22 protein-coding genes are annotated in these 13,604 nt (G+C 45.2%); 20 read left to right on the top strand and 2 right to left on the bottom strand.

All coding sequences use genetic code 11. The features are described 5' to 3' along the window. Positions 1–166 precede the first annotated feature (166 nt). From MHB71_RS15385 to MHB71_RS15375, 3 genes are all read left to right on the top strand, one after another. Entirely contained in the window at positions 167–553 is a 387-nt protein-coding gene (locus MHB71_RS15385) for a hypothetical protein (protein WP_340030101.1), read from the top strand. 621 nt (positions 554–1,174) lie between these two features. Continuing rightward, entirely contained in the window at positions 1,175–1,315 is a 141-nt protein-coding gene (locus MHB71_RS15380) for a hypothetical protein (RefSeq protein ID WP_340030100.1), read from the top strand. Between the two features lie 76 nt (positions 1,316–1,391). Continuing rightward, complete coding sequence (locus MHB71_RS15375) at positions 1,392–2,189, top strand: DUF4393 domain-containing protein (protein WP_340030099.1); 798 nt, start codon at positions 1,392–1,394, stop codon at positions 2,187–2,189. 212 nt (positions 2,190–2,401) lie between these two features. Here MHB71_RS15375 and MHB71_RS15370 read toward each other — a convergent pair whose 3' ends face one another. Then, on the bottom strand, positions 2,402–3,187 hold the full coding sequence (locus MHB71_RS15370; protein WP_340030098.1) for an abortive infection family protein: 786 nt from the start codon (positions 3,185–3,187) through the stop codon (positions 2,402–2,404). 31 nt (positions 3,188–3,218) lie between these two features. Further along, the gene (locus MHB71_RS15365; protein WP_340030097.1) at positions 3,219–3,437 is read right to left on the bottom strand and encodes a helix-turn-helix domain-containing protein; all 219 of its coding nucleotides are present in this window, start codon (positions 3,435–3,437) and stop codon (positions 3,219–3,221) included. 231 nt (positions 3,438–3,668) lie between these two features. On the opposite strand from MHB71_RS15365, the gene MHB71_RS15360 reads away from it, so the two are divergent. The 17 genes from MHB71_RS15360 to MHB71_RS15280 all read left to right on the top strand — a co-directional run bounded on the left by MHB71_RS15360 (position 3,669) and on the right by MHB71_RS15280 (position 13,536). After that, complete coding sequence (locus MHB71_RS15360) at positions 3,669–3,971, top strand: hypothetical protein (RefSeq protein WP_340030096.1); 303 nt, start codon at positions 3,669–3,671, stop codon at positions 3,969–3,971. Between the two features lie 111 nt (positions 3,972–4,082). Then, complete coding sequence (locus MHB71_RS15355; protein WP_340030095.1) at positions 4,083–4,433, top strand: hypothetical protein; 351 nt, start codon at positions 4,083–4,085, stop codon at positions 4,431–4,433. A gap of 155 nt (positions 4,434–4,588) precedes the next feature. After that, positions 4,589–4,924, top strand: a complete 336-nt coding sequence (locus tag MHB71_RS15350) for a hypothetical protein (protein ID WP_340030094.1) — start codon at positions 4,589–4,591, stop codon at positions 4,922–4,924. A gap of 1,119 nt (positions 4,925–6,043) precedes the next feature. Next, positions 6,044–6,499, top strand: coding sequence for a hypothetical protein (locus MHB71_RS15345; RefSeq protein WP_340030093.1), 456 nt, complete (start codon positions 6,044–6,046; stop codon positions 6,497–6,499). 21 nt (positions 6,500–6,520) lie between these two features. Then, on the top strand, positions 6,521–6,997 hold the full coding sequence (locus tag MHB71_RS15340; protein WP_340030092.1) for a hypothetical protein: 477 nt from the start codon (positions 6,521–6,523) through the stop codon (positions 6,995–6,997). A gap of 306 nt (positions 6,998–7,303) precedes the next feature. Next, entirely contained in the window at positions 7,304–8,086 is a 783-nt protein-coding gene (locus MHB71_RS15335; RefSeq protein WP_340030091.1) for a hypothetical protein, read from the top strand. A gap of 107 nt (positions 8,087–8,193) precedes the next feature. Continuing rightward, on the top strand, positions 8,194–8,418 hold the full coding sequence (locus MHB71_RS15330) for a helix-turn-helix domain-containing protein (protein WP_094939688.1): 225 nt from the start codon (positions 8,194–8,196) through the stop codon (positions 8,416–8,418). A gap of 67 nt (positions 8,419–8,485) precedes the next feature. After that, on the top strand, positions 8,486–8,698 hold the full coding sequence (locus MHB71_RS15325) for a hypothetical protein (protein ID WP_340030090.1): 213 nt from the start codon (positions 8,486–8,488) through the stop codon (positions 8,696–8,698). A gap of 157 nt (positions 8,699–8,855) precedes the next feature. Beyond that, the gene (locus MHB71_RS15320; RefSeq protein ID WP_340030089.1) at positions 8,856–9,158 is read left to right on the top strand and encodes a hypothetical protein; all 303 of its coding nucleotides are present in this window, start codon (positions 8,856–8,858) and stop codon (positions 9,156–9,158) included. Then, positions 9,155–9,511: a hypothetical protein gene (locus tag MHB71_RS15315; RefSeq protein WP_340030088.1), complete on the top strand. Its 357-nt coding sequence runs from the start codon at positions 9,155–9,157 to the stop codon at positions 9,509–9,511. Before MHB71_RS15320 ends, MHB71_RS15315 begins: the two co-directional genes overlap by 4 nt. Then, positions 9,511–9,846 (top strand): cold shock domain-containing protein, encoded by a 336-nt coding sequence (locus MHB71_RS15310; protein ID WP_340030087.1) that lies wholly within the window; start codon positions 9,511–9,513, stop codon positions 9,844–9,846. The genes MHB71_RS15315 and MHB71_RS15310 overlap by 1 nt, the downstream gene beginning before the upstream one ends. Next, positions 9,843–10,166 carry a hypothetical protein gene (locus tag MHB71_RS15305; protein ID WP_340030086.1) on the top strand — a complete coding sequence of 108 codons (324 nt, stop codon included), beginning with the start codon at positions 9,843–9,845 and terminating at the stop codon, positions 10,164–10,166. The genes MHB71_RS15310 and MHB71_RS15305 overlap by 4 nt, the downstream gene beginning before the upstream one ends. 49 nt (positions 10,167–10,215) lie before the next feature. Then, the gene (locus MHB71_RS15300; RefSeq protein ID WP_340030085.1) at positions 10,216–11,088 is read left to right on the top strand and encodes a hypothetical protein; all 873 of its coding nucleotides are present in this window, start codon (positions 10,216–10,218) and stop codon (positions 11,086–11,088) included. After that, on the top strand, positions 11,085–11,372 hold the full coding sequence (locus MHB71_RS15295; RefSeq protein ID WP_340030084.1) for a hypothetical protein: 288 nt from the start codon (positions 11,085–11,087) through the stop codon (positions 11,370–11,372). The genes MHB71_RS15300 and MHB71_RS15295 overlap by 4 nt, the downstream gene beginning before the upstream one ends. 17 nt (positions 11,373–11,389) lie before the next feature. Beyond that, positions 11,390–11,668 (top strand): hypothetical protein, encoded by a 279-nt coding sequence (locus MHB71_RS15290; protein ID WP_340030083.1) that lies wholly within the window; start codon positions 11,390–11,392, stop codon positions 11,666–11,668. A gap of 46 nt (positions 11,669–11,714) precedes the next feature. Then, a complete protein-coding gene (locus tag MHB71_RS15285; RefSeq protein ID WP_340030082.1) occupies positions 11,715–12,032 on the top strand; it encodes a hypothetical protein in 318 nt (105 codons plus the stop codon). Continuing rightward, a complete protein-coding gene (locus MHB71_RS15280; protein WP_340030081.1) occupies positions 12,022–13,536 on the top strand; it encodes a hypothetical protein in 1,515 nt (504 codons plus the stop codon). The genes MHB71_RS15285 and MHB71_RS15280 overlap by 11 nt, the downstream gene beginning before the upstream one ends. Positions 13,537–13,604 lie beyond the last annotated feature (68 nt).

Genomic DNA, 13,604 nt, shown 5'->3' with positions numbered 1-13,604 from the left:
TTACGGGTGCGCATCGCTGCAACTATTTATTTCGGATAGCTGCGCATGATTGCTGATTCTCCAAATTCCACGACATCGTGGAATCTCGTTATCAACGCGCTTGTATAATCCGCCACTCCCGCGCTATACTAAGAACAAACGTTCTGTAAACGGAGGCATCACGCAAATGATCGATATCACCTCGGAAGACCACACGCTTATCAAATCGCATATCATACTGCCGCGCGTCCTCACCGCATTCGAACGTGACATCGCGCTAATCAACGCTACATTAAAGACGCCGGGCCCGTATGTCGACGTAATAGCGGAGGCCCAACGCAAACTCACCGCAGACCTCTACGAAGTACGCAAAGGGTTCCGTCAGCGCGGCATCAAGGTCCACGAAGAGGTAACGGATAATGACGGCGTTACAGCGCGCTACAAATGCCGCGGCTACGAGTCGCAGATGCGGATTAGGTGGACGATGATGGCTGCGGATGCGAGCGTAGCTATGCGGAAATATCTCGGGCTGAATACAGAAGCGCGACCGGTTGCAACGGTGCCTCCGAAGTAAACAGAGAAAAGACGCAGCCTATTCCAAAGCTACGTCCTGGGTATTGCGTGTGTTGGCGGTAAGGTTTATGATAATTACATAAAGTAGATTGCGGTAGCAGCTCTTGGCGGGGAGGCTATCGCTTTTTTGCGTTCAAAAAGAAAATTAATGATGTAATAAAGGCTAACATTGTGAAAATTAAAATTCCGAAGTTTAGCATGATGTCTAGTGTTTCATATGTACTAATTCTATTACCTCCTTTTGGTTTTGCCCCTACCTGTTTGCTTATATTGAAATTATAATCAATATGTCTAGTTCAGCAAAATTGGACAAGTCCGATATTTAAGCATTTAGCGATTTGCAGTAAATGGAATAAAATAGTATTAAATCCTGAAGTAGGGTCTCTATCAGGTATATAATTTATTTTATGTAACTGATAGCTATCGCAATTTAAGTGGAAATTTATTAAGCACCAAATACATAAACTTCTGTTTTCTCACTATTTCGCACATCTATCTCACTTTTTCGTATTGCCATCGTATCAATAATTAAAGCTATGTTTCGTTCGCTGTGAAAGTGCAGGAAAATTGCGCCAATTTGTCGAAGTATTAACGTAACCCACAACGAAAGGACTACGTCTATATGCGCACTAACAAACGCTTTATGAAACCGCTGACTTCCGATATCCAACTTTATACCGCGCAACTGAACCGGACGCCCATCGTGATATTTATCGGCGCGGAGCTCGTTGGCAGCGGTGTGATCGAGGTATATCGGAACTGAGCGTTGCGGTGAAGGGCGAACGTTATATGCGCGGAGTCTGTACGTTTAAATATGCGGGATGAGAGGGAAGGTTAGCATGGACGAGCCAAGTTTATTTTCGGAAGCTTTAAATAGCGCAGGAGATGTAGTAAAGAATCTACCTGAGGAAGTTAAAAATGATGTCATGCGTGGGCCAGCCCAAGAAATTGGTACAGGTCTTAGTAATTTGATGTATGTAGTTTTCAGCCCTATTTTGAAATCTAGAGTACGAATCGAGCACAGTGTCAAGAAGATGAAAGCGGAGCTAGATATTTCAATTAGTAACATCCCAACAAACAAATTAGTTGAGCCTGCCTTAAACATTGTAGGACCTGCAATAGAAGGGAGTAAGTATCACATTGAGGATGACAACGTACGGAGTCTATTTGTTAACTTAATTTCCTCCGCTTCGAATGTAGACAAACTCGGACGAGTACACCCTTCTTTTGTTGAGATTATTAAGCAACTAGCACCTTTTGATGCTATGTGTATAAATTTTCTAGCGGATAAACAATTACTTGTAGGATGTGGCATTATACATATTGTTTATGGTGGGGGCCGTGGTTACAATGAGATTAAGTATTTATTTCCATTCAATGATATAAATGTAGGAAATATGACCGCGTATTTGTCCTCTATTGATAATCTGATCAGGTTAGGATTAATACAGTTTTTTGAAGAAGAATTTTATGACGAGAGAATGTATAGTTCTCTTGACGTTCTTGATGACATAGTCACATACCACAAAGAGAGACTTCTTCCGGATTACCCTCTCTCAGTAGTTACACTAAAAAAATGTTCTTGGAGTTTTACTATGTTGGGCTTAAATTTTATTAAGTCATGTGTTACTGACTAAATTAACACGAAACAATTTTTCCATATAATTTGAACCGCAGCCCATACGCAGGGTTAGCGGTTTTTTCACGTTCTCTCCGTCAAATCGCCGTACATATAGTGCGCCTGGCCCGCCCGGGTACGTTTCCCTTACCGAAGCCATAATGCGCTGATTCCACGGTAAAACTACGCAAAAAAAGACGCAGTATCAATTGCTGCGTCTAAAGAATATTTCTATGTAACTTTATTTTCTATAATCCGTCCTCTAGTTTTTTGGTATTCATAGGTACTAAATAAAAAAGAGGAGAGAGTTTTGGCAGAATTCACTGCTAAAATAGCATGATGCGCGCTTGGTTCGTAAACTCTGGAGTGGGAGTCTCCTACAGCATTTCGCAGTGAGCCTAAACCTTGGACGACACTTGCTAGTCCGGTTATTATTTGTTTTAAAGGAAGAATAATTTCTGGTTTTGAGGGGTCTAGATTTAATAGATTGCGAGCCTCATTGTGAAGTTTTACTAAATCATTCTTGGGGTCCGGATGATTCCCACTGACTTGATATACAATTTCTTTCAGTACACCTTCAAGAAGACTTCTTGCATTAGTAATGGCTCCTGCAAAATCTTGTTCAACAATTTTTCGATCGCATTTCTCAATCTCTTCGTAAATGTGCCTGTAAGTTAAATTTTCAGGAGGGTCAAATTCTACAGGAATAAATTGAACCATGACTGATTTACTTTTTAAAATATTTATAAATGGGTTAAACGTAGCCTGGATAAAAAGTAACGCTTCTGAGTTTTCTCTTATCCCATCGTAAGCATATGTTAAAAATTCGTCTGGGTCCAGACAGCTTTCCAATACATCGGGTACATTGAGCCCATCCTCATTGCATAACTTTGTGATGATAGATCTACTCTTATCGAAATCCTCAGTCGAAATTTCATCTAGCCTGTCATGATTCCCTACACACTTTTTTAAACCATCCTTAACTCTAGTTAATATCTCGTGTGGATACTCAGCCATTATCTTTCCTCCCTCAGAAAATATAAGCTTTTTAGATATTAGTATCCTCAATGAACTCAATAACATCCTCAATACGACAATCAAGATCCTCGCAGATACGCGCAATTACACTCAATGCTACAAACTCACCGTTTGACATCTTGGCAATAGTGGATGGTGAAATGCCGAGCTGTGTACGAAGGTACGTTTTGGATTTATCTCGTTTAATTAAAGTGATCTCCATTGGTTTGTAACTAGGTTTTAATTTCATAATTAAGCCCCCAGGCAGAGTATGTATATAAGTATATTTTATTGAATAAGTAGCGGAAATACAAGAAGTCGAACATTTTGTATAATTAATTGTTGACACCACATCTGCTTTATCGTAATCTATGTATAACAAGTCGAACATTTAATACGCAATAACGTACTAACAGTTTCAAGATTTTACGCAGATACATCGTATTGGTCCGCATTAAATCACGCAAGGAGGAACGCAATTATGTCTAACATTACCGTAGTCACAAAGGTCGACGACTTTGACGGACCATTCCGTATTGAGTACGCCGGCACACTTATAGATGATAATCACGCGATTTACATTGACCCTGATTACAATATCGCTGTTATGGAACGGGTTGATTTCGACGGTACCGAGTACGTTACTTCATATGGCGAGCCTACTATTTTCGACCTGACGGTTGAGGACCTAGGCTTCATTGATAACATCCACAATATGAGCGCGATCGAACTACTATCTAAATTTATCCGTAAAGGGGATACGCAACATGCAACTAACCGTTAATAATACTCAAACTACGTCTAACAACATTAAATCAAACGCATATGGTCGGAGGTTCCTGAAACTACTTCGCGCAGTATATTGCCTAATTATTATAACGAAGGAAATCGTAGCATGAGCGGCCGGGCGGATTTGGAATTAGCTTCTATGGTCCTTGGTCCATTTGATAATGAGTGGGAATTTGCTCTGTACACAGGTTACGTTCTCAATGGAAGATTCATCTTTATCGTGGACGACTCTCAACTATGGCTTAGACATGTACATAAAACTAACATGGATCACTTATACGTCGATGGTCAGTCAGGAGGGATGGTTATCGCGAATGTTGAAGGTGATGGCCGCGAACTTTTAGACGTTATCATAGAGCGGCTGCAGGGTATGTCGGCGTTGGATTTTCTATTGAACACGTTGCTTTGGACGGCAGACCTAGGCGATATTAATTTGAAGCTTGAACGATTACGTTAACATACCGCCTGACGAGTCTGTGCGCGGAGCCAGACGAAACCTACGGACTATGTCCGGACGGTCGCGGTCATCCGCATGTATCACGTAACAACGTACTGTAACGGTGAAACAACCAAATTATAGCCGCGCGGGCTTAAAACGCTAGGAGGTTATTCATGGCACAAACGACGCCGTATCCAACTTGCACGGTAAACCACATCATTATCCCCGAAGATCCTTACACGTTTCCCGCAATTCTCGCCACTCCTGACACTGCCGTTCTTTTTGACCCTGAAAGACCCGGTTTCGTAGAAATAGCCCGCGTCAAGCCAACGCAGGCACCAAACGTATATCTTTGCAACGACGCTACGGTCACATTTGAATGGACGGGAACTCTTGCCGAATTTGTTGATAAAATCCGCAATATGAGCGCCTTCGACTATATGACCTATGTATTCTATACCTCACGCGATGTCCCGCCCGTTATGCCGTCACCTTCTGCGGTGGCCTAATGACGCGCTATATCTGTGGTAAACGGCATCGACAAACGTCTCTACGTCCGTACAGCGGGCGGTAATTGGATTGATATACGACTGCTAATCGCTTAATTTGTTGTGTCCGTACCATCAGCGCTAACTGACGGATCGCTATGCGGATAGTCTGAACTTTCTGACGCCAATCGGAAAGCTACATTTCAACGCTGAGTAACGCCAATTGCTCGGTACATTACGCCGGTCTAGCGCCAACTATTCCGGCTTTCCTTTGAACATTCCGCGTCACGAGGCGGCAACCTCGTTCAGGCAGGCGCGTTCACATATATCGAGTGTAAGCGGAGGGAGCGGCGATTGGCTATTGCATGGCGCGCTCTTTTCCGTTGTTATATCCAGTAATACGCAAGATAATGGACAAGGTTTCAATTTTTCAGAAAAAGATTTAATTGTGATGTCCCACTTTTGCAGAAAAAATGTGCCTTTATTAAGTATAGACAGCTTCCAGAAAAAGTGAGTCGGAAAGGGCGCAGATAAAATAAAATTCACAATTTAGACACATATTTCGTAAAAAGCATGCCCCAACTATTCAAAATAACGTCCTTATAAAATATAGAAGGATTTTACGAATGGAGGTGTACGACATTCTCTCGGTCGTCGTCAAAACTCATAAGAGCATATTTTTTCGGAATGTGCCCGAGATATCAAACGGCCGGCATTTATAAAGTAACGGATATTTTTCATAGAGCGTGTCAGAAGAGATTGGGAATCGTTAAATCAAGTATAGGCTGCGCGTCGTATACCCGAGATTGGAGGTGAGCGGAGTTAATACGTTTATAGAGAAATTTTTTCGTAAAGTGTGCGAAGGACGATCGGTAGTTGTCAATATAAGTATAACGTTAACTACCCGAAACTTCATCCGATCGGGAACAAAGTAGTAGAGCGGGTGTGCGAGGACCCGTCGACCGGCAGCAAAGTAATATTACGAAATTTCACGGTTGACTGTGTGAATGTACTTTTCACTGTAGATAAAAGATTAAGCGAAAGTGTGCCAAACGTCATTGGCCGGCAACAAGGAAGTATATGCTTTCCGCGGATCATTCCGCATCTAATAAAACCAAAACGAAAAGGGAGCGATTTACTATGACAAACCAATTGATGACGCGTAAGCAAAAAAGTATCGGCGAGATTAAAATGAGTAAATATTTAAGCTGGATTGGGGAAGATGAGGCCGAACTTGACGGAGAATTCTATTTGCCCCACGGAGAAGTTTTGCACGAATCAGAATTTTTAAGAGTAGTGATGCGGCAAATAGAGGAAATCCATCTATGTGAACAATCAAATGGCATCGGGTCAGAATTCCTAGCCAGTGTAACAGGAATCGAGGAGAGTGTCTTTTCTCATTTAATAGAAAATCAGGATGATTTGGCACTTAGATCAATAATCAAAGCTACTGTAGGGATGTACGATTTCTCCAAAAAAGCACTTGATTATTATGGAGTGGCGCATTTTATGACCACATCAGGAAGCCTAGCAGAGATACACCCGTTAGGCGATGGGTTCTATTACTTTAAACAAGACTGGTCTACGGAGATTTAATCACACGAAAGGAGCATCGCAATGACAATCGACGTATCAAAACCGCTCGCCCACGATGACGGATTTGCGCGCATGCCGAATATCTTATTCCGGATGTACCCGTTACTTGACGGGTTCTCTCTGGAAACGGTGGGCCTATACGGGTATCTTCTGTCCTGGCGCCAGAATAAGTCGGGCCACGCGATGTACGGTAAAGTGTGGCTCAATCAGTCGGATATAACCGCTCAAACCGGGCTGTCCGCGCACAAAATACGAGCTCATATCGGTATTCTCGAAAAATACGGCCTATTGAAAGCCACTAAATCGAGGATGATTCCTAATAAACGGATATATGAGCCGCTCGATCCGCTTACCGAAGCTGAGTTTCAAGCCTTATACCCCCTTGAGATAAGCGCATTTGTTGAGAGAGTCGACGAAGCAGCTCGCGAAATTGAGGAGGATCAGGAACGGCTTCGGGAAAAACAGGCGGGATTTGCACGGGGTTCTCAGGCTTCATAACCGGTAGTTAAATACATTAATATCCGTTACTTAATCATTCACTTTCCGATGTTGACTCATTTAACCAGAGAAAGAATAAAGAGAAAGAATAACGAGAAAGAAAAATAAAACATTACCGGAGTTGAGAAGCAAGGCTTTCGGAATAGAAGAACACTATTCCTCACGTGTCGTCACTTCGTTCCTAACGGATAAATTGTATCGCGCAGAAAGGTATGGAGGGATATGAGAGCGCGGAAGGACTTTACAGAAAGAACATACGATACCCGGAAGCTTAATTATTCAACATCCATAAAGGGGGAAACGACCATGATGAGCAAAACCGACGTTCTCAAGAAGATCCAAGAGTTTGTAATTGAACACAAGGACGCACCCACCGCCTGGCGCCCCGAACTGGTACGTCAGCTTACGGATGAACTTCAACAGGGTGGCGTTGAGCAGCGGCTATATTGGATGTGGAAAATGCGCCATCCATCGCTTCTCAAAAAAAGCGCAGCCTATCAGACGATCGGCGATATCCTCGCGGACTTCATTATGAATATCGGAGAAGTAGCGGAAAGAGGGGAGGAATATCCCGTACGCGGCGCGGAGAAGACATATCGGGAGGAGGTCCGTAGTAACGAGCACGAGGTTGTGTTGCGGTTTGAACGTTCTGAGCTTAACCCCGATTTTCAACCGCGCGGCACCGTATTTGAAGACGCAATCCCGCATACGAACTCGGTAGAGGAAGCGTTATACGGAGAGCGTACGGACATGTCGGAGGAAGAGTTGGCCGGCATTTTGACATCCGTTAAGCAGCATCCGCGTGAGTTTATCGGTCAGTATGCAGACGGTAGCCCGTGGAACAGGGAAACGGTTGATAAGCGCAGGTCAGCGGAGAACATTGGTGAAGCCCTAGCGCGGATCGACATGCGGAGAGTCCGAGTTTGCAAAGTATGTGGGAACGCGTTCTATTCTCATAGCGCGCAGCCAGGACGGGTTAAGGTGTGCGATATCCTTCCTCACCATAAGCAAAAGCCGAAGTCTATTTGCCAGGTAGAGCGCGACAGATTACTGGCTAAAATACGAAGAGTTAAGGCGAAAACGGCCTAGTGTAATCGAACTTTATTCCAGTAGTATGTATAGGCGGTATTCCGCCAACGGGTTATTTTATTTGAAGCAAAAGTAACAAGAAGAATATTGAAGGGAGGTTTGTAACGATGGATGCACAATCAGTTAGAGCGATCCGAATATCACGGAATATGCGCCAGACGGATTTCGCTGAAGCATTGTCTGTTTCACGTTCCTGTATAGCTGCGGTAGAAGGTGGACATCGTCCGGTATCCCATAATCTTCGTATCCGGATTGCTCAAGTGTTCGGAACGGGTGACGACGTATTAACCGCGATTCAACGGGCAAAGGATTCGGGAAAGTTGGCGCTGTAATAGGCGTCTTTTATTTTGCACTTTCACTTTCATGCTTTAAAACATTAATTCTAAGGAGCGAAACGAATTGTCCAACGCAATATGGCGCTTGAATGCCGACAATCTCGCAGCTTACACGGAAGATCGCGAAGTCATACGTAAGATCGGCCGCAGCTTTCCGGACTTTATCGTCATGGCAACGTATCAGCGCGAGGGCAAAGTAACCGGTATTCAGTATCGCGTACCATCCGCTAGGAAACGGTCAATCAGGCGCCTGCTCGGCGTAAATGTCAGCGAATAGTAGTGGTACACAATACGTGAGAATAGCGCGGAATTAGCGCATGGAACAGGCGGAGGAACTAGCACCCTCAGCGCCTTTTTGGTGCGCTTAAATCATGCGAAAGTCACGTAGTAGCGTACCGATTATGCACGTATTTAACGGGAGGTAGGGGAACGGAATGAGTGAAGAGACTAAGCGCGAGTTATACACCCAAATTAAACATACGCAAGAGGACGGAATAGATATCGTTGTCATTACGGCGGGTGACGGATGGGTTACCTACACGGCTAAAGAACCGATTATCACCGATATGACTCCGTTCGAAAGCGCGGTGTCTTCGTTGTGGAGCGGATACTTTCACGCTACGGATAAAAGCCGCGAGTTAGGCGGATTCCCATTAGCGCTTGTGTCGACAGTGCCTGGCGCGGTGGATATGTTTTTTAACGAACTTCATGAGACCCCGGAGGAGGCTGCAGAATGAATATGACCGTGTACCAGCAAGTGTATGTAAGCGCAGATAAGACGAAGGTTCTCGTCATCTTAGTCGACGGAGAGGGCAGCGTTATCGATCGCCACTTCTTTACGTACGATGCGTACCCACTCGCCAAGGTAGCGCGGGAAGCTTTTGAACACGTTACGAAGGTGCTACGCCGCTGTTTTGACGCGGACACAATCGATTACCACTGCAACGTACTCGGCCGTTACCAACTTACGAAGCAGGAACGCGGCTATGCGCGGCAGTTACTTGAAAGTAGATTGACTGGTAAGAAATCAGACAAAAAAGTCTCGTGGGTAGAACCTGCGGAAGAAAATTTAGAGGAGAGTGTTGAGTAATGGGATACGCAAATAGGGTTTGGGACGGTCTTTTTGGAGAAGAGCAGGAAGAGGTGAACGCCCTGATCGGTGTTAGCCTGGGGAAATCGCCTACCAAAGCGCCTAAGCAACCGAAAGTTAAGCGAAGTTCCGGCGTAGTGACTCACTTTAATGACGAGCGCGGTTTTGGATTTATCCGGTTCGGATCATCGCGAATCTTCTTTCACATTAGCAACCTTCATGACGATATGGATACAGCAATTATTCCGGCCGGAACGCGTGTTACCTTCGAAGAGAGTACGGACAAATCAGGAAGACCTTGTGCTGTTAGCGTGATGTTGGAGATGTCGCGATGATTACCTCATACGACATCTCGGATAGGTCGCCGCAGGATGAGAGTCCGGATGGTAGCGCCACACCACACAGGGAAGATGTGCTATCGCCAAGTGACGAAAAGTCAGAGGCAGTCAGGGTTAAGCACAAGGTAACTACTTCCTATAGTGGGGTAACTTCTTCGGTCACAGTAGAAGCAGTAAACGCCAGTGGAAACGTTATTCGTGCGGAGTCCTTTAGACTTCCTACTGTATCCTCGCGAGTGGCGATGACCAGTCGTTTATATGAGTTTGAGCAAGCTCTAATTCAAGATGGATATCAAGTTGCGGTCGACGGAGTTTAGTTGGCTTCTTCTTGTTCTATAAAACTAATACAAAAAGGGGAAATGAAAAATGAGTCAGCAAAAAGCGAAGGAAAGTATTTTGAAAGCACACGAATTGAAACATGCAAACACGGGTGTCTATCGACAGTTTAATGACAAACTCCGAGAGGAAATCAATGCAATTAAAGAGGATCGTGATCTATCGGAAGAGGGACGCGCTAAGCGACTTGCCCAAGTTCGTGAGACACGTGGTAAAGAATTGCTTGAAATGGCATACAGACGTCACAGTGAGTTTAAGTCGCTATTAGCGGACGCTCGCAAAAACGCGGAAGCAGTAATCTACTCCGACATCCCGAAGCCTGACCAAACGAAAATTGATAGATTCGACGAGTCATTCCGGAAGTTAAAAACCGAATTAATGCTCGCGCGAGATGGCAAATCAGCCGCGCAGAAACTTACTCAATTCATTGAAGGGGTGGACGAACGTTATTTCCATCACAAAATCTCAGAGGCATACGCGGAGTTATCTTCGTCAGTCCTTGCCTTGGATAATAACTCGGGCATGCGATTAGCCTTATCACAGCAATACGATAACTTAAACGCAAGCTACGAGTCTCCAGATGCGGCGGCTGCTCGTACTTCACTGGACACAGCCAACGATATGGATCAGTCGCAATTCTTCCTTAAGGTAGTTGAAGACTCTGCCCGTGAGGGATTAGGCGTAAAATACAGCTCGTTTATTAACAATACTGAAAGTTACTATTCCTATCATGAGGATGAACGTCCAGTAATAGAGAAACCTCAAGAGCCGAAAAAGAAGTCGTCTCTATTTGATGAGGAAGAGGCAGAAGGAAGAGCTCTTATCGGAAGGTTAAACCGGGAGATGCGAGAAAGACAGGCAAGAGAAGCGGCAGAGGCAGCAACAGGAGGCGACTCCGAGTGACATCAGTAACAGTAAGGTCATTCAACGGCGTAACGTCTGACACGTACGAGTATCCGATGATTTTGCATGAGTTGGCGGTTTTTAATAGCGGACAGGAGCCTTTGACTGTTACTGTATGCACTCAAAAAAGGGAGCTTGATACGTTTCACTTACCTCCTGGCGGAGCACTGGATGAGCGGGTACAGCGGTTCTGCAAGATCAAAGTTACCGCGAAAGGTCCGTACAGTGGATATGTAAGACGAGGGAAAGACGTGTTTTGGGATGCTCAGTATTTAGACAACTAATATTAGGAGGAAACAGAATGAACAAATACCCGATTGCATTTTCACCATTTAAGAGTGACAAGCCTGATATTTTCAAGTTTGGGAGAACGGCTTCTCAACTTTACATCTCAAACGACAGTAAATACACGCTCAAGATTAAGCCCGGAATCGATGGCCGTTATTTTAACGAGTTCGTACTCCCACCTGGATACGCGTTTGACGAAGCACTTGACCCATTTACGGAACTACTGGTAACGGTTGACTCAGTTAGTACGACTGACGTCAGTTATCACGGATGGCCCCGTCGGAATCCATAATTCGAGACCCTTCGGGGTCTTTTTCTATTATAAAGGAGGAGATTCGGTGAATACGCATCAATCTGATTTAGAGACGGTTAATAAGACCCTCGCGCTCATTGAACAAATACTCACGTATATAAAGCCGCATGACTGGACGTTCACTGCGCGTTTCCCCGGACAATTCAAAGAATTCCGCCTAGCCGCCGGCAGACTCTCGCGCTCCAAAGACCGTAAAGTTAAAGCCTATGGCCGCGCACTGCTTGCGTATAACCGGTGCCTGGCCGACTTCGACAAGGGATTTACGCAAGCAAAGGCCGCTAAGGCCGCGGAGACAGGAGCGCGCGTAGTTGTGGCGATGAAGGAGGTTCAACATGAGCTTTGACATAGTTGGTCATATGCGTATTATCGACAATGCTACGCGGCCCCTGCGGAACATGAGCTCGGGCCTTTTGAGTTTCGGAGCATCTGCAGCAAAGGCTGCGGGGGCAGTTACCGGCATTGGAGCCGCGATTGCAGCAATAAACACCGCAGACAAAATCCTCTCAAAAACGATTGGAGCGGCTGCTCAGTTCGAGATGCGGGAGATCACCGTCAACGCAATGTTTGGTAAGAGCGCGGAAAAGAACGTCGATAAATTTATGGACTACATCGGTTCGCGCGCAGACGTAAGTCAATTTTCAATGGACGATTTTATGGACGCAGGGAAATCATTTATACCAACAACGAAGGATAACAAGCAGTTAGAGAAGATGATTAACCTTGCGGAGCGTTTGGGAGCGATTGACCCTGAGCAGGGGATCACAGGAGCTGCGTACGCGTTGAAAGAGATGTTTTCCGGCGACGGAGTCTCACTCGTGGAACGGTTCGAGCTACCAAGGTCGGCGATCAACGAAATCAAGAAGCTTCCGTTAAAGGAACAGCTTGTTCAACTCGATAAATTCCTTAACAAGATCGGCGCAACAAACGAATTGATCGATGCGCAGGCCGGAACCACAATGGGGCAGTGGCGGACAGCGGTCGGCGGAGTTAACCGGGCATTACGTCAAATGGGTACAGACGCGTTAACGAGCCTTAAGCCGGTTCTAGCGGATTTCAACGCATGGTTGAAGGGGCCTCAATTTGCCGCGCTTAAAGCATGGGGCGTGGATGCTTTCGGTGGACTGGTAAAGGGCGCGGTGAATGCGGTTCGTAACGCTACTTCATTCGTTCAGAAGAATTTCATAAACAACCCTGTGTTTAATCAACTTCCCACATTTGAGCAAAAAGTTGCTTTCATATTTGACTCAATCGGAGAGTCATTCAATAAGTGGTGGGACGCGGGAGGGAAGGACCAAACAACAAAGGTTACTTCCGACTTAATAGGGTACTTGACCGATGCAATAGAAGGGTCCGGCAAGCAGCTTACATCAATTGGCGTAAAGTTGGGGAAAGGAATCGCTGAGGGTATTATGCAGGGGATCAGGGACCATCTCAATGTCGCCTCTCTCCTTAATCCAGCTAAGCAGCAGATGGAAGAGTTTAATCGTCAATATAACTCTGCCGAAAAGCTAAAGAAAGAACTCGACTCTTGGAGTAAGGATAATCCAGGTAAGCCGAAGGTAGAGGGTGGTTCAATTGGAGCGCCTGCGAAGCCGGATAGCCTGTGGGACAAAGCCACGAACGCCCTTGGATTCTCATCTGGACTTGATCGCGTTCCTTACAACAATTATCCCGCGCGTTTGCACCAGGACGAGATGGTCCTCAATTCTCAAGAGGCGCGTGACTACCGTAATAGTGGCGCAGGTGGTAAAACTCCACCAAGTATCGTTATACAGAACGTCACTATCTCGAACGGAATGGACTACGATACATTCGTTGGCAGATTAGCGCGTGATTTGGCGATGTAATACACCAGGCGGGCTTCGGCTCGTCTTTTTGTTGTGTACTTTATGAAGAGAAAGGGGAAGAAAGACAT

The sequence above is a fragment of the Paenibacillus sp. FSL H7-0940 genome (genome assembly GCF_037979415.1).
Taxonomy (GTDB): domain Bacteria; phylum Bacillota; class Bacilli; order Paenibacillales; family Paenibacillaceae; genus Paenibacillus; species Paenibacillus amylolyticus.
The sequence above is the reverse complement of the archived record's forward strand: the minus strand, read 5'-3'. Positions and strand labels throughout refer to the sequence as shown.

Bases quoted from the DNA above. Each gene is read 5' to 3' on its own strand.
- MHB71_RS15385 (WP_340030101.1), top strand. From the start codon at position 167: ATGATCGATATCACCTCGGAAGACCACACGCTTATCAAATCGCATATC.
- MHB71_RS15380 (WP_340030100.1), top strand. From the start codon at position 1,175: ATGCGCACTAACAAACGCTTTATGAAACCGCTGACTTCCGATATCCAA.
- MHB71_RS15375 (WP_340030099.1), top strand. From the start codon at position 1,392: ATGGACGAGCCAAGTTTATTTTCGGAAGCTTTAAATAGCGCAGGAGAT.
- MHB71_RS15370 (WP_340030098.1), bottom strand. From the start codon at position 3,187: ATGGCTGAGTATCCACACGAGATATTAACTAGAGTTAAGGATGGTTTA.
- MHB71_RS15365 (WP_340030097.1), bottom strand. From the start codon at position 3,437: ATGAAATTAAAACCTAGTTACAAACCAATGGAGATCACTTTAATTAAA.
- MHB71_RS15360 (WP_340030096.1), top strand. From the start codon at position 3,669: ATGTCTAACATTACCGTAGTCACAAAGGTCGACGACTTTGACGGACCA.
- MHB71_RS15355 (WP_340030095.1), top strand. From the start codon at position 4,083: ATGAGCGGCCGGGCGGATTTGGAATTAGCTTCTATGGTCCTTGGTCCA.
- MHB71_RS15350 (WP_340030094.1), top strand. From the start codon at position 4,589: ATGGCACAAACGACGCCGTATCCAACTTGCACGGTAAACCACATCATT.
- MHB71_RS15345 (WP_340030093.1), top strand. From the start codon at position 6,044: ATGACAAACCAATTGATGACGCGTAAGCAAAAAAGTATCGGCGAGATT.
- MHB71_RS15340 (WP_340030092.1), top strand. From the start codon at position 6,521: ATGACAATCGACGTATCAAAACCGCTCGCCCACGATGACGGATTTGCG.
- MHB71_RS15335 (WP_340030091.1), top strand. From the start codon at position 7,304: ATGATGAGCAAAACCGACGTTCTCAAGAAGATCCAAGAGTTTGTAATT.
- MHB71_RS15330 (WP_094939688.1), top strand. From the start codon at position 8,194: ATGGATGCACAATCAGTTAGAGCGATCCGAATATCACGGAATATGCGC.
- MHB71_RS15320 (WP_340030089.1), top strand. From the start codon at position 8,856: ATGAGTGAAGAGACTAAGCGCGAGTTATACACCCAAATTAAACATACG.
- MHB71_RS15315 (WP_340030088.1), top strand. From the start codon at position 9,155: ATGAATATGACCGTGTACCAGCAAGTGTATGTAAGCGCAGATAAGACG.
- MHB71_RS15310 (WP_340030087.1), top strand. From the start codon at position 9,511: ATGGGATACGCAAATAGGGTTTGGGACGGTCTTTTTGGAGAAGAGCAG.
- MHB71_RS15305 (WP_340030086.1), top strand. From the start codon at position 9,843: ATGATTACCTCATACGACATCTCGGATAGGTCGCCGCAGGATGAGAGT.
- MHB71_RS15300 (WP_340030085.1), top strand. From the start codon at position 10,216: ATGAGTCAGCAAAAAGCGAAGGAAAGTATTTTGAAAGCACACGAATTG.
- MHB71_RS15290 (WP_340030083.1), top strand. From the start codon at position 11,390: ATGAACAAATACCCGATTGCATTTTCACCATTTAAGAGTGACAAGCCT.
- MHB71_RS15280 (WP_340030081.1), top strand. From the start codon at position 12,022: ATGAGCTTTGACATAGTTGGTCATATGCGTATTATCGACAATGCTACG.